The sequence below is a fragment of the Shinella sp. genome (assembly GCF_035998705.1).
Lineage (GTDB): Bacteria > Pseudomonadota > Alphaproteobacteria > Rhizobiales > Rhizobiaceae > Shinella.
This window is the reverse complement of sequence record NZ_DASYHH010000021.1, coordinates 197,432-219,823: the sequence shown is the minus strand read 5'-3', so window position 1 is coordinate 219,823 and position 22,392 is coordinate 197,432. Positions and strand designations below refer to the sequence as shown.

Below are 22,392 nucleotides of genomic sequence, written 5' to 3'. Positions count from 1 at the left end.
TTCAAGTTATTGATTTAAAAATATAAAAATATTGAAGACCAAAAAAGTGGTCTCAAAAATTAATTTCCTATGGACAATTGGTATTTTTTTGGCATTAATTTCGATCAGAGGAGACGTGACGATGGCTGCAGGCAAGACTGAAGGCAGGCATGAGCAGGCGAGCGGATTGGATGAACTCCAGCCCGTCGACGTGCTGAGCGTGCTTGCGGATGGACAGAAGGCCGCGGCTGCCGTGGTCGATGCCGCGCTTGCCGATATCGCGGCTGCGGCGCGCCTTGCCGCCGATGCGATTCTGGCCGGCCGGCGCCTCGTCTATGTGGGCGCCGGCAGCTCCGGCCTGATGGCCATGGCCGATGCGCTCGAACTTCCCGGCACCTACGGCATTGCCCGCGACCGCATCGTCATCCTGCTGGCCGGAGGCGCTGCGAGCCTGGAAGATCTCGCCGGCGGTTATGAAGACGACCGTGATCTTGCCGTCAACGATGCCTCGGCTGCTTCGATTGGCGCTGGCGACTGCGTGGTCGCCGTTTCGGCAAGCGGCAGCACGCCCTATGCGCTGGCCATTGCCGATTATGCGCGGGAGAAGGGCGCGTCCGTCGTGGCGCTTGCCAACAATCCGGGTGCCGCCCTTTTCGAGGGTGCGGACGTTTCGATCCTGTTGCAGACGCCGCCGGAGGTGATTTCCGGCTCGACGCGCATGGGCGCGGGCACGGCCCAGAAGATCGCCTTCAACCTGTTTTCCACGCTGGTCGGCGTGCATCTCGGCCATGTGCATGATGGCCACATGGTCAATCTCAAGGCCGACAATATCAAACTGAAGGGGCGGGCCTGCCGCATCGTGTCCGACATTTCCGGTGTCGGGCTCGACGAGGCCGAACGCCTGCTTGCGCGCTCCGAAGGCTCGGTCAAGACGGCCGTCCTGCTTGCCGCGGGGGTAGAGGACGCCAGCGTCGCCGCGGCGGTGCTGGAGCGGTCGGGGCAAAGCCTCCGGCGCGCCCTCAAGGCTCTCGGATAAAACAGTCTCAAAACGCGCTGCGGCGCATAAAAGGGGAGAATGAAATGACACGCAACGCAATCAAGGGTCTGCTGCTCGCGACCAGCATCCTCGGCACGGCCGGGCTCGCGCAGGCGCAGGACGTGACGCTCACCATCGAAAGCTGGCGCAACGACGACCTGTCGATCTGGCAGGAAAAGATCATCCCGGCCTTCGAAGCGAAGAACCCCGGCATCAAGGTCGTCTTCTCGCCGACCGCGCCGACCGAATACAACGCCGCGCTGAACGCCAAGCTCGATGCCGGTTCGGCAGGCGACCTCATCACCTGCCGTCCGTTCGACGCCTCGCTCGAACTCTTCAACAAGGGCCACCTTGCCAGCCTGAACGACCTGCCGGGCATGGAGAACTTCTCCGACGTCGCCAAGTCCGCCTGGACGACGGACGATGGCGCGACGTCGTTCTGCGTGCCGATGGCCTCGGTCATCCACGGCTTCATCTACAACAAGGATGCCTTCGACCAGCTCGGCATCGCGGTTCCGACGACGGAAGCCGAGTTCTTCGCCGCCCTCGACAAGATCAAGGCCGACGGCAACTTCATTCCGCTCGCCATGGGCACGAAGGACCTCTGGGAAGCCGCGACCATGGGCTACCAGAACATCGGCCCGACCTACTGGAAGGGCGAGGAAGGCCGCAAGGCGCTGATCGCCGGTACGCAGAAGCTGACCGACGAAGGCTGGGTCGAGCCCTACCGCGTGCTGGCCAAGTGGAAGGATTATCTCGGCGACGGCTTCGAAGCCCAGACCTATCCGGACAGCCAGAACCTGTTCACGCTCGGCCGCGCTGCCATCTATCCGGCCGGCTCGTGGGAAATCGGCCTGTTCAACACCCAGGCACAGTTCAAGATGGGCGCCTTCCCGCCGCCGGTGAAAAATGCCGGCGACACCTGCTACATCTCCGACCACAACGACATCGGCGTCGGCCTCAATGTCAAGAGCGCGAATTCCGAAGCCGCCAAGAAGCTCCTGACCTTCATCGCGTCCCCCGAATTCGCCGACATCTATGCCAACTCGCTGCCGGGCTTCTTCAGCCTGAATTCGACAGCGGTGAAGATGGCCGATCCGCTTGCCCAGGAATTCGTCTCCTGGCGTGAAAAGTGCCAGCCGTCGATCCGCTCGACCTACCAGATCCTGTCGCGCGGCACGCCGAACCTCGAAAACGAGACCTGGACGGAATCCGCCAACGTCATCAACGGCACGGATACGCCGGAAGTGGCTGGCGAGAAGCTCCAGAAGGGCCTCGACAGCTGGTACAAGCCGGCCAAGTAAGCCTCAGTTTCGGCTGCTGAATTCTGCTTGAGGCGCAGGCGATGCCTGCGCTGGCCCTCTCCCCATAGATCCTGGGGGGAGGGATTTGAGGCAGTGCTGCTCGAAGCGACCGGCGCATGCCATATCCCTCTTCGTCCCGGTGGACAGAGGGTGCCGACGGGCAAATTCGGGGAGCGACCCCGGCACTATCGTGTATGCTGAAATTGTCATGTGCGGCACAACCGCCGCGCTCGGCGTCCGTGCATGCGGACGTCAACGAAAAAGAACCGGAGGGGCGAGCTGGGCCATGACCGACATACCTTCTTCCCATGATGCAACAGGGCTGATCAAGCGGCCGAAGCGCTGGCATATCGGCGTTTTCCTGCTGCCGGCCTTCATCGTCTATTCGGCGGTGATGATCCTGCCGCTCATCGAGACGCTGCGCCTCTCGCTGTTCAACACGGTGGACGGCCAGTCGACCTTCGTGGGGCTCGGCAACTTCAAGGTGCTGTTCGGCGACGAGCGCTGGTCGGAGAGTTTCTGGAATGCGCTGAAGAACAACGTTGTCTTCTTCATCATCCACATGCTGGTGCAGAACCCGATCGGGGTGGCGCTCGCCGCCATGCTGTCGATCCCGAAACTGCGCTTCGCGGCCTTCTACCGCACGGCGATCTTCCTGCCGACGCTTTTGTCCTTCGTCATCGTCGGCTTCATCTGGAAGCTGATCCTCTCGCCGATCTGGGGCGTGTCGCCCTACCTGATGGACCTCGTCGGGCTCAAGTCGTTCTTCGCGCCGTGGCTCGGAAGGCCGAACTCGGCGCTGGTCGCCGTGTCGCTGATCTCGGTCTGGCAATATGTCGGCATCCCGATGATGCTGATCTATGCGGCGCTGCTCAACATCCCCGAAGAGGTGATCGAGGCGGCTGAATGCGACGGCGTGACGGGCTGGAGCCAGTTCTGGAAGATCAAGCTGCCGCTGATCCTGCCCGCCATCGGCATCATCTCGATCCTCACCTTCGTCGGCAACTTCAACGCCTTCGACCTGGTCTATACCGTGCAGGGCGCGCTTGCCGGGCCTGACGGGGCGACGGACATCCTCGGCACGCTGCTCTACCGCACCTTCTTCGGGTTCCAGCTCCAGCTCGGCGACCGCTCGATGGGGGCGACGATCGCGACCGTCATGTTCCTCATCATCCTCGCCGGCGTCTCGCTGTATCTCTTCGTCATCCAGCGGCGCATCCGCCGCTACCAGTTCTGATCGGGAGGGCCGGACATGTCCAAGGCACGCCATTCGCTGACCCGTACCGGGCTCGTCCATCTGGCGCTGATCGGCTACGCGGTGATCTCCATCTTCCCCGTGTTCCTGACGATCATCAACTCGATGAAGGATCGCAACGCGATCTTCCGCAATCCGATGCAGGTGCCGACGCTGGAGACCTTCGACCTCGTGGGCTACACGACGGTGCTGGGGCAGGGTGATTTCGCGACCTACTTCCAGAACAGCTTCATCGTGACGGTGGCCTCCATCGCGCTCGTGCTGCTGTTCGGCGCCATGGCAGCCTTCGCGCTGTCGGAATACCGCTTCCGCGGCAACATGCTGATGGGGCTCTACCTCGCCATCGGCATCATGATCCCGATCCGCCTCGGCACGGTGGCGATCCTCCAGGGCATGGTGGCGACGGGGCTGGTCAACACGCTGACGGCACTGGTTCTCGTCTATACCGCGCAGGGCATTCCGCTTGCCGTCTTCATCCTGTCGGAGTTCATGCGGACCGTCTCCGACGACCTGAAGAATGCCGGGCGCATCGACGGGCTTTCGGAATATTCGATCTTCTTCCGCCTCGTCCTGCCGCTCGTCAGGCCCGCCATGGCGACGGTCGCGGTCTTCACGATGATCCCGATCTGGAACGACCTGTGGTTCCCGCTGATCCTGGCGCCGAGCGAGGCGACCAAGACGGTGACGCTCGGCTCGCAGATCTTCATCGGCCAGTTCGTCACCAACTGGAATGCGGTGCTCGCGGCGCTGTCGCTCGCGATCCTGCCCGTCCTCGTCCTCTATTTCATCTTCTCGCGGCAGCTGATCCGCGGCATCACCTCGGGAGCAGTCAAGTGAGTTCTGCCATTCGCGTTCTTTCCGCCGGCCTCGGCAATATGGGCCGCAGCCATGCGCTCGCCTATCATGAAAATCCGGGCTTCGAGATCGTCGGGCTGGTCAACCGCTCGAAGGTTCCGGTTCCGGCCGGCCTCGAAGGCTACGAGATCCTGCCGTCCTTCCATGAGGCGCTGACGGAGCTGAAGCCGGAACTCTGCTCGGTCAACACCTATTCGGACAGCCATGCCGAATATGCGATCGCAGCGATGGAAGCCGGCGCCCACGTCTTCGTCGAAAAGCCGCTGGCGACGACGACGGCGGATGCGGAGCGGGTCGTGGCCTGCGCCCGGGCGAACGGCCGCAAGCTGATCGTCGGTTACATCCTGCGCCATCATCCGTCCTGGATGCGGCTCATCGAGGAGGCCCGCAAGCTCGGCGGCCCCTATGTGTTCCGCATGAACCTGAACCAGCAGTCGAGCGGGCCGACCTGGGCGACCCACAAGGCGCTGATGCAGACGACGCCGCCGATCGTCGACTGCGGCGTGCACTATCTCGACGTGATGTGCCAGATCACCGATGCCAAACCCGTCGAGGTGCGCGGCATGGGGCTTCGCCTCTCCAACGAGATCGCGCCGGACATGTACAATTACGGCCATCTCCAGGTGTTTTTCGACGACGGTTCGCTCGGCTGGTACGAGGCGGGCTGGGGGCCGATGATCTCGGAGACGGCGTTCTTCGTGAAGGACGTCATGTCGCCGAACGGTTCTGTCTCGATCGTCATGGACCCGAACGCCAAGTCCGACGACATCGACACGCATACAAAGACGGCGGTCATCCGCCTGCACAATGCGGCCACCGGCCCGGACGGCAAGTTCCTGTCGCCGGACGAGGATCTGCGCATGGCGGGCGAGCCCGGTCACCAGGAACTCTGCGACCGCGAACAGGCCTTCGTGCTGAAGGCGATCCGTGAGGACATCGATCTCTCGCGCCACATGGACGATGCGGTGCAGTCGCTGAAAATCTGCCTTGCGGCCGATGAAAGTGTCAGAACCGGTCAACCGGTCAAGCTCTAGAGCATTTACGCCAAAAGCGAAAACGCTCTAACTCTTTGTTTTCACGCAATTCCGGACGCAAAATCGCTACGCACTTTTGCTGGAATTGCTTTAAGGGGATATCAGTGGGCTCTCTTCAACTTAAATCCGTGCGCAAGTCCTTCGGCAATGTCGATGTCATCAAGGGCATCGATCTCGACGTGCAGGATGGCGAATTCGTCATCTTCGTCGGCCCCTCCGGCTGCGGGAAATCGACGCTTCTGCGCATCATCGCCGGCCTCGAGGATGCCACCTCCGGCTCGATCAGCATCGACGGGACGGAAGTGGCGACCGTGCCGCCGGCCAAGCGCGGCATCGCCATGGTGTTCCAGTCCTACGCGCTCTATCCGCACCTGACGGTGAAGGACAATATGGGCCTCGGCCTCAAGCAGGCGGGCACGCCGAAGGCGGAGATCGAAAGCCGCGTCGACAAGGCGTCGAACATGCTGTCGCTCGAAAAATACCTGGCCCGCCGCCCGGCCGAACTGTCCGGCGGCCAGCGCCAGCGCGTCGCCATCGGCCGCGCCATCGTGCGTGAACCGAAGCTGTTCCTGTTCGACGAGCCGCTCTCCAACCTCGACGCGGCGCTGCGCGTCAACACGCGCCTTGAGATCGCGCGGTTGCACCGCGAACTGAAGGCCACCATGATCTACGTCACGCACGACCAGGTCGAGGCGATGACGCTGGCGGACAAGATCGTGGTGCTGGATGCCGGCGTCATCCAGCAGATCGGCTCGCCGATGGAACTCTACAACCGGCCGGCCAACCTCTTCGTCGCCGGTTTCATCGGGTCGCCGGCGATGAACTTCATCGATGCGGGTCGTCTCGGTATTGCGGATGCGAAGACCATCGGCATCCGGCCGGAGCACCTCGCCCTGTCGCGCGACAGCGGCGAGTGGCAGGCAAAAGCCGTGCATGTCGAACATCTTGGCGCCGATACGATCGTCTATCTCGAATCGGAGAAAGTGGGCTTCTTCACCGTCCGCCTGTTCGGGGAACATCACTATGCCGTTGATGATGTGGTCTTTGCCACGCCGGGCGCCGGCCAGCTGCATCGTTTCGATGCCAATGGCCAGGCGATACGTTGAGGCCCCTCATCACGATCCCGTGATGATGGAGGATTGCGGTCGATCGCGCCGTACTCTACGATTGTCAAACGTCAGAAACTAACATACAGCCTTGTTTGTATGTTGCGGTGCGGTGGTCTTGCGATCACCGCACCTTCACGTTTTCAGCACCCTGCCGCCATTCCGGCCGGCACTGCCTATGGAAGAACCCATGCGTTTCACGAAACCGATTTCGATTGTGACCTTTGGCGCCCTCATGATTCTCGCCGGCTGCCAGGAAGAACAGGCACAGCAGGGAGGCGCTGCATTTCCGCCGCCGCAGGTGGCCGTCGTCACCGTGAAGGCCGAGGACGTGCCGATCACCAACGACCTGCCGGGCCGCATTGCCGCGACCCGCACGGCGGAAGTCCGCCCGCGCGCGACCGGCATCGTCATCGAACGCATCTTCGAGCAGGGCTCGCAGGTCAAGGAAGGCGACGTGCTCTACCGCATCGACCCGGCCCCGTTTCAGGTGCAGGTCACCAGCGCCGAGGCGACGCTGCGCCGCGCCAAGGCCGTGCAGGCCCAGGCGAACAACACCGCCGCGCGCCAGGAGCAGTTGCGCAAGTCGAACGTCGCCTCCGCGCAGACCTATGACGACGCCGTCGCCCAGTTGGCGCAGGCGGATGCCGATGTCGCGATCGCCGAGGCGAGCCTGGCGACCGCAAAACTCAATCTCGAATATACCGACGTCAAGGCGCCGATCAGCGGCCGCATCGGCCGTGCGCTGATCACCGAGGGCGCGCTGGTTTCGGCCAACGGCACGGAAAACCTCGCGACGATCCAGCAGCTCGACCCGGTCTATGCCGACTTCACCCAGTCGGCGACGGACCTCATCCGGCTGCGCAAGGCGCTGCAGGACGGCGCGCTGATGGCCGACAACAATTCCGCCAAGGTCAACCTGGTGCTCGACGACGGCTCGGCCTATGCGCATCCGGGCAAGCTCTTGTTCTCCGAAGCCGCCGTCGACGAGACGACCGGCCAGGTGACGCTGCGCGGCGAATTCCCCAACCCGGACGGCGACCTGCTGCCGGGCATGTATGTGCGCGTGCAGATCGAGCAGGGCATCGAGAAGAACGCCGTCATCGTGCCGCAGCAGGCCGTGCAGCGCGATGCCTCGGGCAGCGCGCTCGTCTACGTCGTTTCCGCCGACAACAAGGCCGGCACCCGCAGCGTGCGCGTCGGCCGCGCCGCCGGCACGAACTGGGTCATCACCGACGGCCTGAAGAACGGCGAGAAGATCATCGTCGAGGGCTTCCAGAAGGTTCAGCCGGGCGGCGAAGTCGTGCCGGCCGAGTGGGACCCGAATGCGGTTGCAAGGGATTCGCAGCCGGCCGCAGAAGGTGAAGCCGCCAAGACCGGTGAAGCCGGCAAGGCGGAAGACGGCGCTGCAAAGACCGACGAGGCTGGCAAGGCGGAAAGTGGCGAGGATGCCGCCAAGACCGAGCCGGCGAAGTGAGGACCTGAACGATGCCCAGTTTTTTCATCGACAGGCCGATTTTCGCCTGGGTCGTCGCGATCTTCATCATGATCGCCGGCGCCATCTCCATCCCGCTTCTACCGATCGCGCAATATCCGGACGTCGCCCCGCCGCAGATCACGGTGTCGACGACCTATTCCGGCGCGTCCTCGCAGGATACCTACCAGAGCGTCACCAAGCTCATCGAGGATGAGCTGAACGGCGTCGAGGGCATGCTCTATTTCGAATCGACCTCGAGTGCCTCGGGTTCGGCCGAAATCAACATCACCTTCGCGCCCGGCACCGATCCGAGCCAGGCCTCGGTCGACGTGCAGAACCGCGTCAGCCGCGTCGAGCCGCGCCTGCCCGATTCCGTGCGCCGCCAGGGCGTGCAGGTCGAAGAAGCCGGTTCCGGCTTCCTGCTCATCGTTGCGCTGACCTCCACCGATGGCTCGATGGACGCCATCAGCCTCGGCGATTACGTCAACCGCAACGTCCTTGCCGAAATCCAGCGCGTGCCCGGCGTCGGCCGTGCGCAGCTTTTCGCCACGCAGCGCTCCATGCGCATCTGGCTCGATCCCGCCAAGATGCTCGGCCTCAACCTGACGGCCGCCGACGTCACCGCCGCCGTCGAGGCGCAGAACGCCCAGATCGCGGCCGGCAGCATCGGCGCGCAGCCGAACCCGATCACCCAGCAGATCGCGGCCCCCGTCAACATCAAGGGCCAGCTGACGACGCCGGAAGAGTTCGGCGCCATCGTGCTTCGCGCCAATGCGGACGGCTCCGCCGTGCGGCTTCGCGACGTCGCGCGCATCGAAATGGGCGGCGAGACCTATTCGTTCTCGACGCGCCTCAACGGCCAGCCGTCGGCCGCCGTCGCCGTGCAGCTTTCGCCGACCGGCAACGCCATGGCGACGTCGGAGGCGATCAAGGCCCGCATGGACGAGCTGGCGGAATTCTTCCCGCCGGGCATCGAATATTCGACGCCCTATGACACCTCGCCCTTCGTCAAGGTGTCGATCGAGAAGGTCCTGCACACGCTGCTCGAAGCCGTCGGCCTCGTCTTCCTCGTGATGTTCCTGTTCCTCCAGAACATCCGCTACACGATCATCCCGACGCTCGTCGTTCCAGTGGCGCTGCTCGGCACCTGTGCCGTCATGCTCGCCATGGGCTTCTCGATCAACGTGCTCACCATGTTCGCCATGGTGCTCGCCATCGGCATTCTCGTCGACGATGCGATCATCGTCGTGGAGAACGTCGAGCGCATCATGTCGGAGGAGGGCCTGCCGCCGAAGGAGGCGACCCGCAAGGCGATGAAGCAGATCACCGGCGCCGTCATCGGCATTACGCTGGTGCTCGCCTCGGTGTTCATCCCGATGGGCTTCTTCCCCGGTGCCGTCGGCGTCATCTACCAGCAGTTCTCGCTGACGATGGTCGTCTCGATCCTGTTCTCCGCCTTCCTCGCGCTCTCGCTGACGCCGGCGCTGGCGGGCAGTTTCCTCAAGCAGGTTCCCAAGGGGCACCATCAGGTCAAGCGTGGCTTCTTCGGCTGGTTCAACCGCGGCTTCGACAAGACGTCGCGCAAATATAGCGGCAGCGTCAGCTGGCTGATCCGCCGCACCGGCCGGTTCATGGTGATCTACCTCGCCATCCTCGCCGGCCTCGGCTACCTGTTCCTCAAGCTGCCGTCGTCGTTCCTGCCGGACGAAGACCAGGGCTTTGCCATCGTCATGATGCAGCTTCCCTCGGAAGCGACGGGCCACCGGACCGACGAAGTGCTGAGCCAGGTCGAGACGATCTTCGGCAAGGAGCCCGCGGTCGAGACGATCGTCGGCATCAACGGCTTCTCCTTCTTCGGTTCGGGGCAGAACGCGGGCCTCGCCTTCGTGACGCTGAAGGACTGGAGCGAGCGCGGGCCGGAGAATTCGGCGCAGGCGATTGCCGGGCGCGCCAGCATGGCGATGAGCCAGATCAAGGATGCGATCAGCTTCGCGCTGTCGCCGCCGCCGATCCAGGGTCTCGGCACGACGGGCGGCTTCTCGTTCCGTCTTCAGGACCGCGGCGGTCTCGGCCAGCAGGCGCTGTCGGCCGCAAGCGGCCAGCTGCTCGGTCTCGCAGCCGAGAGCAACGTGGTTGCGGGCGTGCGTGTCGAGGGCATGCCGGAGGCGGCCCAGGTCAATGTCGTCATCGACCGCGAGAAGGCCAACACCTTCGGCGTGACCTTCGCCGACATCAACTCGACGATCTCGACCAATCTCGGCTCGACCTATGTCAACGACTTCCCGAATGCCGGGCGCATGCAGCGCGTGACGGTCCAGGCGGACCAGAACGAACGCATGCAGGTGGCCGATCTCTTGAAGCTCAACGTGCGCAACTCCTCGGGCGGCATGGTGCCGATCTCGGCCTTTGCGACCGCGGAGTGGACGATGGCGCCGACGCAGACGGTCGGCTACAACGGCTACCCGTCCGTGCGCTTCAGCGGCGATACCAAGCCGGGCTTCTCGTCGGGTGATGCGATTGCCGAAATGCAGCGGCTTGCCGCCCAGTTACCGCCGGGCTTCGGCTACGAGTGGACGGGCCAGTCGTTGCAGGAAATCCAGTCGGGTTCGCAGGCGCCGATCCTCGTCGGCCTGTCGATCCTGCTGGTGTTCCTGTGCCTGGCCGCGCTCTATGAAAGCTGGTCGATCCCGTTTGCGGTCATCCTCGTCGTGCCGCTCGGCGTCATCGGCGCGGTCCTTGCGGTGACGTTGCGCGACATGTCGAACGATGTGTATTTCAAGGTGGGCCTGATCGCGATCATCGGCCTGTCGGCGAAGAACGCGATCCTGATCATCGAGTTCGCCAAGGAACTGATGGAGCAGGAGGGCAAGTCGCTGATCGATGCGACCATCGAGGCCTGCCACCTGCGCTTCCGCCCGATCCTGATGACCTCGCTTGCCTTCACGCTCGGCGTTCTGCCGCTCGCGATCGCCACGGGCGCAAGCTCGGGCAGCCAGCGCGCCATCGGCACCGGTGTGATGGGCGGCATGATCACCGCCACGGTGCTCGCCATCTTCTTCGTGCCGATCTTCTTCGTCTTCGTGATGAAGCTGTTCGGCTACGGCAAGAAGAAAAAAGAGGAGCCGGCTCCGGTCGCAAGCCCGGCGGAGTAGGCCGCCATGCGCCGGACCAAGGCAGAGGCCAAGGAAACCCGCCAGCAGATCCTGCTGGCGGCTGAAAAGGTCTTCTACGAAAAGGGTGTCGCCCACGCCTCCATGGAGGATGTGGCGCGCGCCGCGGGGGTCACCCGCGGCGCCATCTACTGGCACTTCGCCAACCGGGCGGACCTCGTGCTGGAACTCTACAATTCACTGCCCATGCCGCAGGAAGACCTCATCGCCCGCGAGCTGGAGGCGGAGAATGCCGATGTCTTCGGCGTGCTCGAAAGGGTGGGCCGGGAATGGCTCGAACTGCTCGCGACCGACGAGCACCGCCAGCGCATCCTTTCTATCCTGCTGCGATGCGATACCAGCGGCGAATTCGCCGCCATTTCCGAACGCCAGAACGACCTCGACGACGAGCACATGCAGGCGCTGGAAGCGGCCTTCGCCAAGGCGGAGGGCCAGGGGAAGCTCGACCGCGCCTGGACGCCACGCTCTGCTGCCTCCATGCTGCGCTGGGTCATCAAGGGCCTGTGCTCGGAATGGCTGCTGTTCGGCCGCCGGTTCGACATCGCCAGCGAAGGCAAGGACGCGCTTCACCGGCTGTTTGCGACCTATGCCTCGCACGCGCCGTCAGCGCGATAGGCCTCCAGCCGCTCGATCCAGTCGGCGCCGGTCTTCCAGCGCCGGAGCACCGAGACGGGATCCTCCGCATCGAGCCGCGAACAGATGCGGTAGATCTCAAGCACGTCCGGCGCCATGTCGCCGCGCTGGCAGAAATACATCGCCGCCGCATAACGCGCCCGCCCGGACCATTCGGCGCCGGGCGGTGTCGCGATGATCTCCCAGTTGCGGCGGGTTTCCTCGTCCACGTTATTTGAGGCCCGGCGGGGTCACCGTGCGGCGGGCGAGCTTCACGAAGGGCCGCGGTACGATCTTTGCCCGCTTCATCATCTTCTGGTACTTCAGTTCCCGCATCGCATAAATCTCGACCCAGAGGTCGTCCGTGAACTTCGAACCGTACGGCCGTTCGAGGCTGGCGATGGCGATGTTGCGCTTTGCCGTCGGCGACCAGATCGCGGCGGTGACGAGGCCGGCCTCGTGCTTCCGGCGATGATAGACGATGGCGTGCTCGGCGGGAATATTTCCTTCGATTTCAAGGCCGACGAGGATGTGTTTGAGAGTTTGATTCCGCCGCGCATCGAGGATCGCGCGCCGCCCGTTGAAGTTCGGCTTGTCCGGGTCGACCAACCACTCGAGGCCGATTTCGTCCGGCATGCGCACCCGGTGGGCACGCAGCGACCCCTCCGCCGTGACGAAGTCGCCGTTGGCGACGATGAAGCCGGCCTCGATGCGCGTCTGGTTCAGGGCGCCGTAGCCGATGGCGCGGATGGTGTGTTCCCGACCGGCAGTCCACAGGCGATCCCACAGCGAGAGCGCCTTGGCGCGGGGCACGAAGAGTTCGTAGCCGAGATCGCCGGTGAAGCCGGTGCGCGAGATCGTCACCGCGCCGTCCTCATGCGGGAAGGTGGCGATGTCGAAGGGTTTCAGCCTTTCCGTGCCGATGAAGCCGGCGTCGCGCAGCACCGCATGGCTTGTAGGCCCTTGCAGGGCGAGGCCGGCGATCTCCTCCGTCTCCTCGCGGATATCGACCGAAAAACCGATGGTGCTGTCGAGAAGCCAGGGCAGGTGGCGTTCCTGGCAGCAGAGGCGGAATTCCTGGTCGCCGAGGCGGAAGAGCGTGCCGTCGTCCAGCACATGGCCGTGGTCGTCGCACCAGGCGGTGTAATGCACGCGGTTGACGCCGAGTTTTCTGACATCGCGCAGCGTCAGGCGGTTGAGATAGCGTTCGGCATCCGTGCCAGCGATGCGGTATTTCACCATGGGCGAGATGTCGAAGAGGGCGGCGGTGGAGCGGATGGCGAAATATTCGAGTTCGCTGTCGAACAGCGAATGCGGCGCCTTGTAGCCCGCCCAGTTGTACCAGTCGTTGACTTCGCTCAGCGCCATCAGCCGGTCGTGGAACGGTGTTTCGAGGCGCGGGGCGAGGATATGGGCGCGCGCGGCGCGGCGCAGTTCGGCGGCCGATTTCGTCATGGCGTTCATGATGTCGCTCCCGAAAGGATGTGGCGCGCCGCGTTCCAGCCCGGCAGGCCGGAAATGCCGCCGCCCGGATGCGCGCCGGCGCTCGCAAGATAGAGCCCCTCGATCGGCGTCCTGTAGCCGGAGGCAGCGCTGGTCGGCCGGTTGATGAGCAACTGGTCGGCCTGCAACTCGCCGTGATGCCAGTGGCCGCCGGGCAGATTGTACTCCGCCTCGATATCGACCGGCGTCATCAGGCTGGCGGCGACGACGGATTTTTCGATGCCCGGCGCGTGACGCTTCAGCGTCTCCAGCATGATCTTCAGGAAAGCCGGCTTGCCGGTCTCCCAGCCTGCCTTGAGGCGATAGGGGGCGTATTGCACGAGGGCCGAGAGCGTGCAGCCGCCGGCGGGCGCCAGCGACGGATCGGTGAGGCTTGGAAGTGTGATCTCCATCACCGGATCGGGGGAGAACTCGCCGTATTTCGCCGGGTTGAACGCCCTCTCGACCTGCTGCATCGAGTGCACCAGCACGATGCGGCCATTGCGGGCGTCCGTCGGCAGGCCTTGGAAATCCGGGATGCGGTCGAGCGCGAGGTCCAGTTTCGCGACGTTGCCGTAGCTTCGCACATTCTTCACCGAGCGCACGAAGCCGGTGCCGCTTTCGGCGGGATCGACGAGGTTGAGGAAAGTCGTCTGCGGATGGATCGCCGAGACGACGATCGGGGCGGTGATCTCCGTGCCGTCGCGCGTGACGACGCCGTTCGCGCGGCCGCGATCGGCGAGGATGCGGCCGACGGGCGTACCGCAGCGGATGGTGACGCCGGCCTTTTCCGCCGCGCGCACGAAGGCGGGCGCGACGCTCGCCATGCCGCCTGACGGCACATATTGGCCGCCCGTCTTGCCGGCGACGTCGCCGGTCAGGCGATAGTAGAGGCCGAGCAGCGAGGTGGGGGAGCGGGGGCCGAGATGCACGCCGAGTGTGGCATCGAAGGCGACGAGGCCTTTCAGCCGGTCGTCGGTCAGATATTCATCCGCCACGTCGGCGACGTTCATCAGCAGCATGCGCAGGAAATCGCGGCCTTCGCTGCGGCCCTTGCGGATCAGCCCGAGGCCGGCGGCGGCGAAGGTGGCAAAATCGCCGAGCGCAATGGCGCCGATCTGCGGCGGCGGGCGGCGCAGGAAACGCTTCAGCACGCCGGCCTGGAAGGCGAGTTTTGTGCGCATGGCGGCGAAGGCGGCGGCTTCCTCTGAAGAGACGCCATCAATGCTTTCGCCATAGGCGCCCTTGAGCACGACAGCCTTGCCGGAGCCATCGAGCACCGTCGTCGGCAGCAGCGTCTCGCCGCCCGCAAGATCCAGGCCGATGTCGCGGGCGACTTCCGCGTCCAGCCGGTTGACGAGATGGGCGAGGCCGGCGGAGCGGAAGCCGGGGGCGAACGCACGGCCGCGCGTCGCGCCGCCCGGTTCGTTTGCGGCTTCCAGCACCAGCACCTTGCGGCCGCCCTTGGCGAGGCGGGTGGCGGCGGCGAGCCCGTTGTGGCCGGCGCCGATAACGATCGCATCAAATGACGTCATGGGCTTTGCTCATCTGTTCGGGGGTACGCTTCAGGTCGCGCAGGATTTCGGCGGCGGCGTTGCGCCCGGGCGCGCCCATCACCCCGCCGCCCGGATGGGTGGAGGAGCCGCACATGTAGAGGCCGGCGATGGGGCTGCGGTACTGGGCGTAACCCGGCACCGGCCGGTTGAAGAGAAGCTGGTCGAAGGTGAGTTCACCTTGAAAGATGTTGCCTTCCGTGAGGCCCACCTCGTTCTCGATTTCGCGCGGCGTGCGCACCTCCATATGGACGATGCGCTCGCGAAAACCCGGCGAATAGCTGGCGATCTGGCTGATGACGGTTTCGGCGAAAGCGTCGCGGTCGGCATCCGTCCAGTCGCGGCCCTCCACCTTCGGCGGGCAATATTGCACGAAACAGCTCATGAAATGTTTGCCGGGCGAGGCCATGGTCGGGTCGAGCGTCGTCGGGATGACCATGTCGAGGAAGGGATCGGCCGACCAGCGGCCATCCTTCCAGTCGTCATAGGCGCGTTCCATGCGCTCGATGGAATCGGTGAAATGCATGTCGCCGCGCATGCAGGAGGAGCCTTCCGGCAGCGCCGGGAATTCCGGCAGGCTGTCGAGCGCGATGTTCACCTTGCCCGACGAGCCGCGCATCTTGAAGTGTTTTACCCGGTGGACGAAGTCGCCCGGAAGCGATTCCTCGTCGACGAGCTTCAGGAAGGTGCGGTTCACGTCGGCATTGGAGACGACGAGATCGGCGCGCACCTCGTCGCCGTTGGCGAGCACGACGCCGGTCGTGCGCCCGCCACGGGTCAAGATCTTGGAGACCTCGGCATCGGTGCGGATGGTGCCGCCGACCGATTCGAAGGAACGGGCGAGCGCCTGCGTCACCGCGCCCATGCCGCCGCGGGCATAACCCCAGGCGCCGACCGAGCCGTCGACTTCGCCCATATAGTGATGGAGCAGCACATAGGCCGTGCCCGGCGACATGGGGCCGAGCGCGGTGCCGATGATGCCGGACAGCGCCAGATAGGCCTTGATGACGTCGGTTTCGAAATATTCGTCGAGATAGTCGGAGATCGACATGGTCCAGAAGCGCAGCGTCTCGGCCATTTCGTGCGGGCTGAACTCCCCGAATTTTTTGGCGAGATAGAGCAGCTCGGAAATGTCGCGCGGGCGAAAACTGAACGGGTCGGGTGCGGTGCGCATCAGAAGCGGCTGGATGAAGCGGCACTGGCGGGTGACGTCGCGGGCGTAGCGCTCATAGGCCTCGGCGTCGCGCCTGGAGTAGCGGGCGAATTCACGGCGATGGCTGTCGTGGTCGCGGTAGGAGGCGAGGTAGTCGCCGTCGCGCGTGAAGACCGCGCCGCCCTCGTAGGCGATGACCTGGAGGCCGTGTTTCGGCAGTTCGAGGTCGCGCATGATCTCCGGGCGGAAGAGGGAGCAGACGTAGGAGCAGTTGGAATAGAGGAAGCCGGGGGTGAGCTCCCGGCTTGTCGCCGCGCCGCCGACCCACCCATTCTTTTCCACGACGAGAACGTTGAGGCCGGAGCGCTGCAAATAGCAGGCCGTGACCAGCCCATTATGGCCGCCGCCAACGATCAGGGCATCGTACTTTTGCATTTTGATGTCTCCCTTGTTTCTAAAAGCTGCATCAAAAGCAAAACCTTGTCCAGTTATTCTGAATGATCATTCAGCAAGTATCTTGCAATCGCCTGATTATGCGCTAGAATTTCGACCCATGGACGAGCGCCGGTCAGCCGGTATCAGGGACCACGACAAGGGAATGCCATGACGGCAGTGGTTGAAGGCGATGCGGCAGGGGCGCCGGAATATGACGAGGCGGCGATCCGCTTCCTCGGCGTCCTTTGGGGAGAAGGATACCTGTCTCCCGGTGGACCAGAGGAAGTCGATCGCGTGATTGCGGGTGTCGACCTCAAGGGCAAACGCGTTCTCGATTTCGGTTGCGGCGCCGGCGGCATCACCTTGCATCTGGCAAAGACCTACGGGCCGGCGCAGATCGTCGGCTACGACGTGGAGCAGCCGGTCATCAAGCGGGCGAGGGCGGCGGCTGATGCCGCAGCGCTCTCCGCCGTCGCGCGGTTCGTGTCTAGCCCACCCGGCCGCCTGCCGTTCGACGACGGAGAGTTCGACATCGTCTTTTCCAAGGATGCGATGATCCACGTGCCGGACAAGGAGGCCCTCTTCGCCGAGCTTTTCCGCGTGCTGAAACCCGGCGGCAGGTTTGCCGCCTCCGACTGGCTGATCGGCCATGACGGTGAGCCGAGCGTGGACATGACCGACTATATTGCCGCCGAGGGGCTGCATTTCGGCATGGCCTCGCCGCGCCGCTATCTTGCGGCGATGGCGGCGGCGGGCTTCATCGATGCGACGGCCGAAAGCCGCAATGCCTGGTATCGCGAGGTGGCGCGCGGTGAGCTTGAACGCCTGAAGGGGCCGCTCTACGCAGCGGCGGTGGAGGCCGTGGGCGAAGCCCATGTCGCGAAGAATATCCGCACCTGGACGGCCATGCAGAAGGTTCTTGACAGCGGAGAGCATTGTCCCACTCATCTGCGCGGCAGCAAGCCGGCCGCGGGAGTGAACCCGTGACCGTGGTGCTCAGAAATCCCAGAGGCAAGGTGACGGTGAAGATGCGGGCAGGCGGGGCTGAACAGGGCTCGGGCGACGGCGAGAAGCGGGGACGCAAGGCTTCCAAGGAAACGAGGCGGCAGCAGCTCATCGAGGCGACGATCGATTCGCTCGCCAAGCGCGGTTATTCCGACACAACGCTCGCCGACGTGGCTGACGGCGCCGGCCTTTCCCGCGGCATCGTCAACTTCCATTTCGAGAGCAAGGAAAACCTGCTCATCGCGACGCTGCAATATATGTCGGAAGAGTATGGCGACCATTGGAATGCCGCGCTGGAAAAGGCCGGCCCAAGCGTTGCCAGCCGCCTGTGGGCCATCGTGCACGCGGATTTCGACCGCAAGATCTGCACCAAGCGCAAGCTTGCCGCCTGGTGCGCGTTCTGGGGCGAGGCGAAGTCGCGGCCGACCTATCAGGCGCTCTGCGGCGCGCGTGACGTCAAATACCAGGAAACGGTGATCTCGCTTTGCACCGAGCTGAGGGCCGAGGGCGGCTATGGCTATGAGCCGGAGCCGATGGCGCTGGCGCTCTGCGCCATGCTGGAAGGCCTGTGGCTGCGCCTGATGATGGGCGACGGCACGACGCGGGAAAAGGCGCTGGAGGCGGCAATCGCCTTCGTCGTGATCGCCTTCCCGAAACATCTCACGCTTCAAGGACCACAACCACAATAGGGAACCCGAAAACGGGGAAGGAGTACGGCATGAAGACTGCAAACAGGGCCAAGCGCACCACAATGGCGGCATTGGCCGCTCTCCTCGCCCTTACAACTGCGCTTCCCGCCGTCGCCGCCGATACGCTCACTGTTTTCGACTGGTCCGGCTACGAGGACCCGGCCTTCCACCCCGCCTATGTGGAAAAACATGGTGGTTCGCCGGATTTCTCGTTCTTCGGCGATGAGGAAGAGGCCTTCCAGAAGCTGCGTTCCGGCTTCAAGGCCGATATCGCGCATCCTTGCGCGCAGAGTATCGTGAAATGGCGCGAGGCCGGGCTGCTGGAGCCTCTCGACACGTCGAAACTCACGGCATGGAACGACATATTGCCGGCCTTCAAGGGCATGAAAAACCTCATGACGGCCGAGGACGGCACGGCCTGGTTCCTTCCCTTCGAATGGGGCAATACGGTGCTGACCTACCGTACGGATACAGTGAAGCCCGAGGAAGTCGCCTCGCTGAAGGCCTTTGCTGATCCGAAATTCAAGGACCGCGTGTCGATCGGCGACAATGTCGACGACGCCTATGCGCTGGCGGGCCTCGCCATCGGCCTCAAGGACCTGACGGCGATGACGGATGCGCAATTCCAGGAGGCGTCGGCCTTCCTGCGCGCGGTGCACCAGAACGTACGGCTCTATTGGACGGACAATACGGATCTCAGCCAGGCGATGGCCAGCGGCGAGGTCGATCTTGCCTGGGCGTGGAACGAGACGGCGACGACGCTGCAAGCCGAGGGCCAGCCGGTGGTGATCAAGAAGGATACGAAGGAAGGGCTTTCGACCTGGGTCTGCGGCTATTCACGGCTGAAGGACGGCGAAGGCAGCCCCGATCTCGCCTATGACTACCTCAACGCCGTCACCGATCCGGCCGTAGCCGCCTATATGGTGGAGAACTGGGGTTACGGCCATTCCAACGCCAAGGGCATGGCCGCGGTCGATCCGAAGATCCTTGCCGACAAGGGCTATGCGGATGTCGACTCCTTCGTCGCCAACACGCTCTTCCAGGCGCCGATCCCGACGGAGCTGCGCCAGAAGATGATCGCCGAATTCGAGAAGATCAAATCGGGGTATTGAGAAGAGGGGCGAATAGCGAATAGGGAGTAGCGAATAGTTTCTAGGCGCTACCTTCTATTCGCTATCGCTCAAACCCGTCGCACCGCTTCGTCTTCTGCCAAAAGCACGAACGCATCTGGATCATAGGCGAGGCGGATTTCTGCACCGATCGGCAGGTCGTCTGCGCCGTGATCGTTGGTCTCGACCATGGAGAGCGGCTGCTCCAGCCCGTCGACGCCGACGGTGAGATGGGTGACTTCGCCGAAATAGGCGCGGTTCTGAATGCGGCCGGCGAGTTCGTGCTGGGCGCGGTCGTCGTCCCACAGGAGGCGCAGGCGTTCCGGGCGGATGCCGACGGTGACGTGGCCGTTTGTGGCGCTAAAACCGTGCGGCTTGTCGAGGTTGACCGCGCCGAAGCGGGCGGCGTCAACCGAGACGGCATTGCCCTGTTCGCCGAGCACCTTCGCCTTCAAAAAGTTCATGCCGCCGAGGAAATCGGCGACTTTTCGCGTGCGCGGGCGCTGGTAGATTTCCTTCGGTGTCGCGATCTGGGCGATGCGGCCGCCGAACATCACGGCGATGCGGTCGGAGAGCGCCAGCGCCTCGTACTGGTCGTGCGTGACGAGGATGAAGGTGATGCCGACGGCCTTTTGCAGCGTGCGCAGCTCCACCTGCATTTCCTCGCGCAGCTTCTTGTCGAGGGCTGAGAGCGGCTCGTCGAGCAGCAATACTTTCGGACGCATGACGAGGGCGCGGGCGAGCGCCACGCGCTGGCGCTGGCCGCCGGACAATTCGTGCGCCTTGCGTTGGCCGAAGCCCGAGAGGCGGACCTGGTCGAGCGCGTCGCCGACACGTTTTTTCTCGTCTTCCGGCGAGAGTTTCAGCCGCTTCAGGCCGTAGGCGACGTTTTCGGCGACGTCGAGATGCGGGAAGATGGCGTAGTTCTGGAACACCATGTTGGTCGGCCGCTTGTTTGGCGGCAGGGCGAGCGACGGCGCGCCGTCGATGAAGATTTCGCCGGCCGTCGGCGTCTCGAAGCCGGCAATCGAGCGCAGCAGCGTGGTCTTGCCGCAGCCGGAGGGGCCGAGCAGCGAGAAGAACTCACCTTCGCCGATGGTCAGCGAGACGTCGTCGAGCGCCTTGTAGATGCCGTAGAACTTCGAGACGTTCTGGATCTCGATCATGGGACGGTCGGGCATTGCGCGCCTCCTAGGGCAGGATGAGCGCCAATTGCGTGCGGCGTTCGGCACGGCGGCGCAGGACTTCGGCAAGGGTGAGCATGAGGATCGAGGCGACGAGCATGATCGTGCCGAGCGCCAGCACGCCGGGCAGCTTGGCGGCGAAACGCAGCTGGCCCCAGATATAGACCGGCAGCGTCGGCGCGGTGCCGGACAGGAAGAAGGCGAGGATGAACTCGTCGAGCGAGATGGTGAAGGTAACGAGCAGGCTGGAGACGATGGCCGGTGCGACCACCGGCAGCGTGACGCGCCGGAAGGTGCCGATGGCGGTTTCGCCGAGATCGTAGGAGGCTTCTTCCAGGCTGCGGTCGAAGCCCTCGAAGCCGGAGACGAGCACCGACATGGCATAGGGCACGCAGAACACGGTCTGGCCGAGGATGATGGTGACGAGCGAAAGCTCGATGCCCATCGCGAGCACGATCATCAGGAGCGAGACCGCGACGATGATTTCCGGCAGGAAGAGCGGCGCCATGATGAGGCCGGCCGCCGCCCTCTGGCCGCGAAAGCGGTATCGCGTGATGGCGCGGGCCGCGCAGATGCCGAGCACCGTCGAGAGCAGCGCGACCGAGATGCCGACGACCAGACTGTTCCAGGCCGCTTCCATCATCACCGAATTGCCGGCGAGCGAGGCGTACCATTTGGTGGTGAAGCCGGCGAGCGGGAAGGTCGTCGTCGCCGCATTGTTGAAGGAGAAGACCGGCAGCAGCAGGATCGGCAGGTAGAGGAAGAGGAAATAGACCGCGACATAGACCGGCAGCCACGGAATGAAACGCAAGCGTTGCGTGAGGATTGTCATTTGATCCTCCGCACGGTGAATTTCAGCGCCAGCACGACGGCTGCGGCCGTCAGCGACACGAGGATCATGGTCGTTACGGAGAGGGCGGCACCCAGCGGCCAGTTCGCGCCCTTGCCGAACTGCGCCTGGATGGCGGTCGCGATCATCACGCCGTCCTTGCCGCCGACGAGGCGCGGCGTCACGTAGTCGCCGACGGTCGGTATCATCACGATCAGGAAGGCGGAGACGACGCCCGGCAGCGACAGCGGCAGGGTGATGCGGAAGAAGGCGCGGAGCCGACTGTCGCCGAGATCGCGTGCCGCCTCGATATAGGTGCGGTCGATCTTCTGCAGCGAGACGTAGATCGGCAAGATGGCGAAGGCGGCCCAGCTGTGCACCAGCGTGATGACGACGGCGTTGGAATTGTAGAGCAGCGAGGTCACCGGCTTGTCGATGAGGCCCATCGAGATAAGGCCGGTGTTCATGACGCCGCCATAGCCGAGGATGACCTTCCAGGACATGACGCGCAGCAGATAGCTCGTCCAGCAGGGTACGGTGATCAGGAAGAGCCAGAGGTTTTTGTGCACCCCGCCATGGAAGGAGATGAACCAGGCGATGGGGTAAGAGAAGACGACGGTGACGACGCTGACCGTCAGCGAGATCCACAGCGAGCGGATGAAGAGGTCGCGGTAGATCGGTTCGGTCAGCGCCTGGCGGTAGTTTTCCAGCGTGAAGGTGCGGTCGATGTCGAGATAGTTCTGGGTCCAGAAACTGTAGGCGATGACGATGAGGACGGGCAAGAAAAGCAGCGCCAGCGCATAGAGGAAGGTCGGCGAGATCATGGCGAGGCCGCGGGCCTCTTCGCTGCGTGTCCAGGCCCGGCGCCTTGCCGGGGCGGGCGTGTCAGCGATCCTGTCGAACGCCGCCGCCGTCATCGGGCAGGGCTCCGCTCGCGGCAACATTCATAGAGCGTGAGGCTTCCCATTCCCATATGTGCGCCTTTTCGGCTTGAGGAGTTTCCGTATCCGGCACTCTCGTGTTCCCTGAAGACAACATGCGCTCAAATCCCCGTTGAAATCAAGCCCCAGTTCTGCAATATTGATTGAACGAACATTCAATATGATTGGGAAACCTAAACTCTTT

The 22,392-nt window shown here is 63.9% G+C and carries 19 protein-coding genes; 12 read left to right on the top strand and 7 right to left on the bottom strand.

Annotated elements, in window-relative coordinates:
* Positions 1–121: 121 nt before the first annotated feature.
* The 9 genes from VGN93_RS16525 (at position 122) to VGN93_RS16485 (ending at position 11,831) form a co-directional block, all read left to right on the top strand.
* Positions 122–1,015: an N-acetylmuramic acid 6-phosphate etherase gene (locus VGN93_RS16525; RefSeq protein ID WP_327508295.1), complete on the top strand. Its 894-nt coding sequence runs from the start codon at positions 122–124 to the stop codon at positions 1,013–1,015.
* A gap of 44 nt (positions 1,016–1,059) precedes the next feature.
* Positions 1,060–2,319 (top strand): ABC transporter substrate-binding protein, encoded by a 1,260-nt coding sequence (locus tag VGN93_RS16520; protein WP_327508294.1) that lies wholly within the window; start codon positions 1,060–1,062, stop codon positions 2,317–2,319.
* Between the two features lie 286 nt (positions 2,320–2,605).
* Positions 2,606–3,556: a sugar ABC transporter permease gene (locus tag VGN93_RS16515; protein ID WP_319317555.1), complete on the top strand. Its 951-nt coding sequence runs from the start codon at positions 2,606–2,608 to the stop codon at positions 3,554–3,556.
* Positions 3,557–3,571: 15 nt separating this feature from the next.
* The gene (locus VGN93_RS16510; RefSeq protein ID WP_327508293.1) at positions 3,572–4,411 is read left to right on the top strand and encodes a carbohydrate ABC transporter permease; all 840 of its coding nucleotides are present in this window, start codon (positions 3,572–3,574) and stop codon (positions 4,409–4,411) included.
* Positions 4,408–5,463 carry a Gfo/Idh/MocA family oxidoreductase gene (locus VGN93_RS16505; protein ID WP_319317561.1) on the top strand — a complete coding sequence of 352 codons (1,056 nt, stop codon included), beginning with the start codon at positions 4,408–4,410 and terminating at the stop codon, positions 5,461–5,463. The genes VGN93_RS16510 and VGN93_RS16505 overlap by 4 nt, the downstream gene beginning before the upstream one ends.
* Before the next feature lie 104 nt (positions 5,464–5,567).
* Entirely contained in the window at positions 5,568–6,569 is a 1,002-nt protein-coding gene (locus tag VGN93_RS16500) for an ABC transporter ATP-binding protein (RefSeq protein WP_327508292.1), read from the top strand.
* Positions 6,570–6,747: 178 nt separating this feature from the next.
* Positions 6,748–8,046: an efflux RND transporter periplasmic adaptor subunit gene (locus tag VGN93_RS16495; protein WP_327508291.1), complete on the top strand. Its 1,299-nt coding sequence runs from the start codon at positions 6,748–6,750 to the stop codon at positions 8,044–8,046.
* Positions 8,047–8,057: 11 nt separating this feature from the next.
* Entirely contained in the window at positions 8,058–11,198 is a 3,141-nt protein-coding gene (locus VGN93_RS16490) for an efflux RND transporter permease subunit (RefSeq protein ID WP_327508290.1), read from the top strand.
* 6 nt (positions 11,199–11,204) lie between these two features.
* Positions 11,205–11,831 (top strand): TetR family transcriptional regulator, encoded by a 627-nt coding sequence (locus VGN93_RS16485; protein WP_327508289.1) that lies wholly within the window; start codon positions 11,205–11,207, stop codon positions 11,829–11,831.
* Here VGN93_RS16485 and VGN93_RS16480 read toward each other — a convergent pair.
* The 4 genes from VGN93_RS16480 to VGN93_RS16465 are packed head-to-tail and all read right to left on the bottom strand — an operon-like array spanning position 11,801 to position 16,451.
* Positions 11,801–12,058 (bottom strand): hypothetical protein, encoded by a 258-nt coding sequence (locus VGN93_RS16480; RefSeq protein WP_327508288.1) that lies wholly within the window; start codon positions 12,056–12,058, stop codon positions 11,801–11,803. The two genes, VGN93_RS16485 and VGN93_RS16480, sit on opposite strands and share 31 nt — an antisense overlap.
* Before the next feature lies 1 nt (position 12,059).
* Positions 12,060–13,283, bottom strand: a complete 1,224-nt coding sequence (locus VGN93_RS16475; RefSeq protein WP_327508320.1) for an aminomethyltransferase family protein — start codon at positions 13,281–13,283, stop codon at positions 12,060–12,062.
* Between the two features lie 5 nt (positions 13,284–13,288).
* The gene (locus VGN93_RS16470; protein ID WP_327508287.1) at positions 13,289–14,845 is read right to left on the bottom strand and encodes an NAD(P)/FAD-dependent oxidoreductase; all 1,557 of its coding nucleotides are present in this window, start codon (positions 14,843–14,845) and stop codon (positions 13,289–13,291) included.
* Positions 14,832–16,451 (bottom strand): NAD(P)/FAD-dependent oxidoreductase, encoded by a 1,620-nt coding sequence (locus VGN93_RS16465; RefSeq protein ID WP_327508286.1) that lies wholly within the window; start codon positions 16,449–16,451, stop codon positions 14,832–14,834. The genes VGN93_RS16470 and VGN93_RS16465 overlap by 14 nt, the downstream gene beginning before the upstream one ends.
* 168 nt (positions 16,452–16,619) lie before the next feature.
* Here VGN93_RS16465 and VGN93_RS16460 point away from each other — a divergent pair, with 168 nt between their 5' ends.
* Genes VGN93_RS16460 through VGN93_RS16450 form a run of 3 tightly spaced genes read left to right on the top strand, consistent with a single transcriptional unit; the run spans position 16,620 to position 19,257 of the window.
* Complete coding sequence (locus VGN93_RS16460) at positions 16,620–17,438, top strand: methyltransferase domain-containing protein (protein WP_327508285.1); 819 nt, start codon at positions 16,620–16,622, stop codon at positions 17,436–17,438.
* Between the two features lie 41 nt (positions 17,439–17,479).
* Positions 17,480–18,145 carry a TetR family transcriptional regulator C-terminal domain-containing protein gene (locus VGN93_RS16455; protein ID WP_327508319.1) on the top strand — a complete coding sequence of 222 codons (666 nt, stop codon included), beginning with the start codon at positions 17,480–17,482 and terminating at the stop codon, positions 18,143–18,145.
* 29 nt (positions 18,146–18,174) lie between these two features.
* A complete protein-coding gene (locus VGN93_RS16450; protein ID WP_327508284.1) occupies positions 18,175–19,257 on the top strand; it encodes an extracellular solute-binding protein in 1,083 nt (360 codons plus the stop codon).
* Positions 19,258–19,325: 68 nt separating this feature from the next.
* On the opposite strand, the gene VGN93_RS16445 is transcribed toward VGN93_RS16450, so the two are convergent.
* The 3 genes from VGN93_RS16445 to VGN93_RS16435 are packed head-to-tail and all read right to left on the bottom strand — an operon-like array spanning position 19,326 to position 22,184.
* Complete coding sequence (locus VGN93_RS16445; protein ID WP_327508318.1) at positions 19,326–20,420, bottom strand: ABC transporter ATP-binding protein; 1,095 nt, start codon at positions 20,418–20,420, stop codon at positions 19,326–19,328.
* A 25-nt stretch (positions 20,421–20,445) separates the two neighbouring features.
* A complete protein-coding gene (locus VGN93_RS16440) occupies positions 20,446–21,270 on the bottom strand; it encodes an ABC transporter permease (RefSeq protein WP_327508283.1) in 825 nt (274 codons plus the stop codon).
* A complete protein-coding gene (locus VGN93_RS16435; protein ID WP_327508282.1) occupies positions 21,267–22,184 on the bottom strand; it encodes an ABC transporter permease in 918 nt (305 codons plus the stop codon). Before VGN93_RS16435 ends, VGN93_RS16440 begins: the two co-directional genes overlap by 4 nt.
* Positions 22,185–22,392 lie beyond the last annotated feature (208 nt).

What these genes read in the sequence shown, in the direction of transcription:
- VGN93_RS16455 (WP_327508319.1), top strand. Translation starts at nt 17,480, where the DNA reads ATGCGGGCAGGCGGGGCTGAACAGGGCTCGGGCGACGGCGAGAAGCGG.
- VGN93_RS16515 (WP_319317555.1), top strand. Translation starts at nt 2,606, where the DNA reads ATGACCGACATACCTTCTTCCCATGATGCAACAGGGCTGATCAAGCGG.
- VGN93_RS16485 (WP_327508289.1), top strand. Translation starts at nt 11,205, where the DNA reads ATGCGCCGGACCAAGGCAGAGGCCAAGGAAACCCGCCAGCAGATCCTG.
- VGN93_RS16520 (WP_327508294.1), top strand. Translation starts at nt 1,060, where the DNA reads ATGACACGCAACGCAATCAAGGGTCTGCTGCTCGCGACCAGCATCCTC.
- VGN93_RS16525 (WP_327508295.1), top strand. Translation starts at nt 122, where the DNA reads ATGGCTGCAGGCAAGACTGAAGGCAGGCATGAGCAGGCGAGCGGATTG.
- VGN93_RS16450 (WP_327508284.1), top strand. Translation starts at nt 18,175, where the DNA reads ATGAAGACTGCAAACAGGGCCAAGCGCACCACAATGGCGGCATTGGCC.
- VGN93_RS16440 (WP_327508283.1), bottom strand. Translation starts at nt 21,270, where the DNA reads ATGACAATCCTCACGCAACGCTTGCGTTTCATTCCGTGGCTGCCGGTC.
- VGN93_RS16490 (WP_327508290.1), top strand. Translation starts at nt 8,058, where the DNA reads ATGCCCAGTTTTTTCATCGACAGGCCGATTTTCGCCTGGGTCGTCGCG.
- VGN93_RS16495 (WP_327508291.1), top strand. Translation starts at nt 6,748, where the DNA reads ATGGAAGAACCCATGCGTTTCACGAAACCGATTTCGATTGTGACCTTT.
- VGN93_RS16510 (WP_327508293.1), top strand. Translation starts at nt 3,572, where the DNA reads ATGTCCAAGGCACGCCATTCGCTGACCCGTACCGGGCTCGTCCATCTG.
- VGN93_RS16460 (WP_327508285.1), top strand. Translation starts at nt 16,620, where the DNA reads ATGACGGCAGTGGTTGAAGGCGATGCGGCAGGGGCGCCGGAATATGAC.
- VGN93_RS16435 (WP_327508282.1), bottom strand. Translation starts at nt 22,184, where the DNA reads ATGACGGCGGCGGCGTTCGACAGGATCGCTGACACGCCCGCCCCGGCA.
- VGN93_RS16470 (WP_327508287.1), bottom strand. Translation starts at nt 14,845, where the DNA reads ATGACGTCATTTGATGCGATCGTTATCGGCGCCGGCCACAACGGGCTC.
- VGN93_RS16445 (WP_327508318.1), bottom strand. Translation starts at nt 20,420, where the DNA reads ATGATCGAGATCCAGAACGTCTCGAAGTTCTACGGCATCTACAAGGCG.
- VGN93_RS16465 (WP_327508286.1), bottom strand. Translation starts at nt 16,451, where the DNA reads ATGCAAAAGTACGATGCCCTGATCGTTGGCGGCGGCCATAATGGGCTG.
- VGN93_RS16475 (WP_327508320.1), bottom strand. Translation starts at nt 13,283, where the DNA reads ATGACGAAATCGGCCGCCGAACTGCGCCGCGCCGCGCGCGCCCATATC.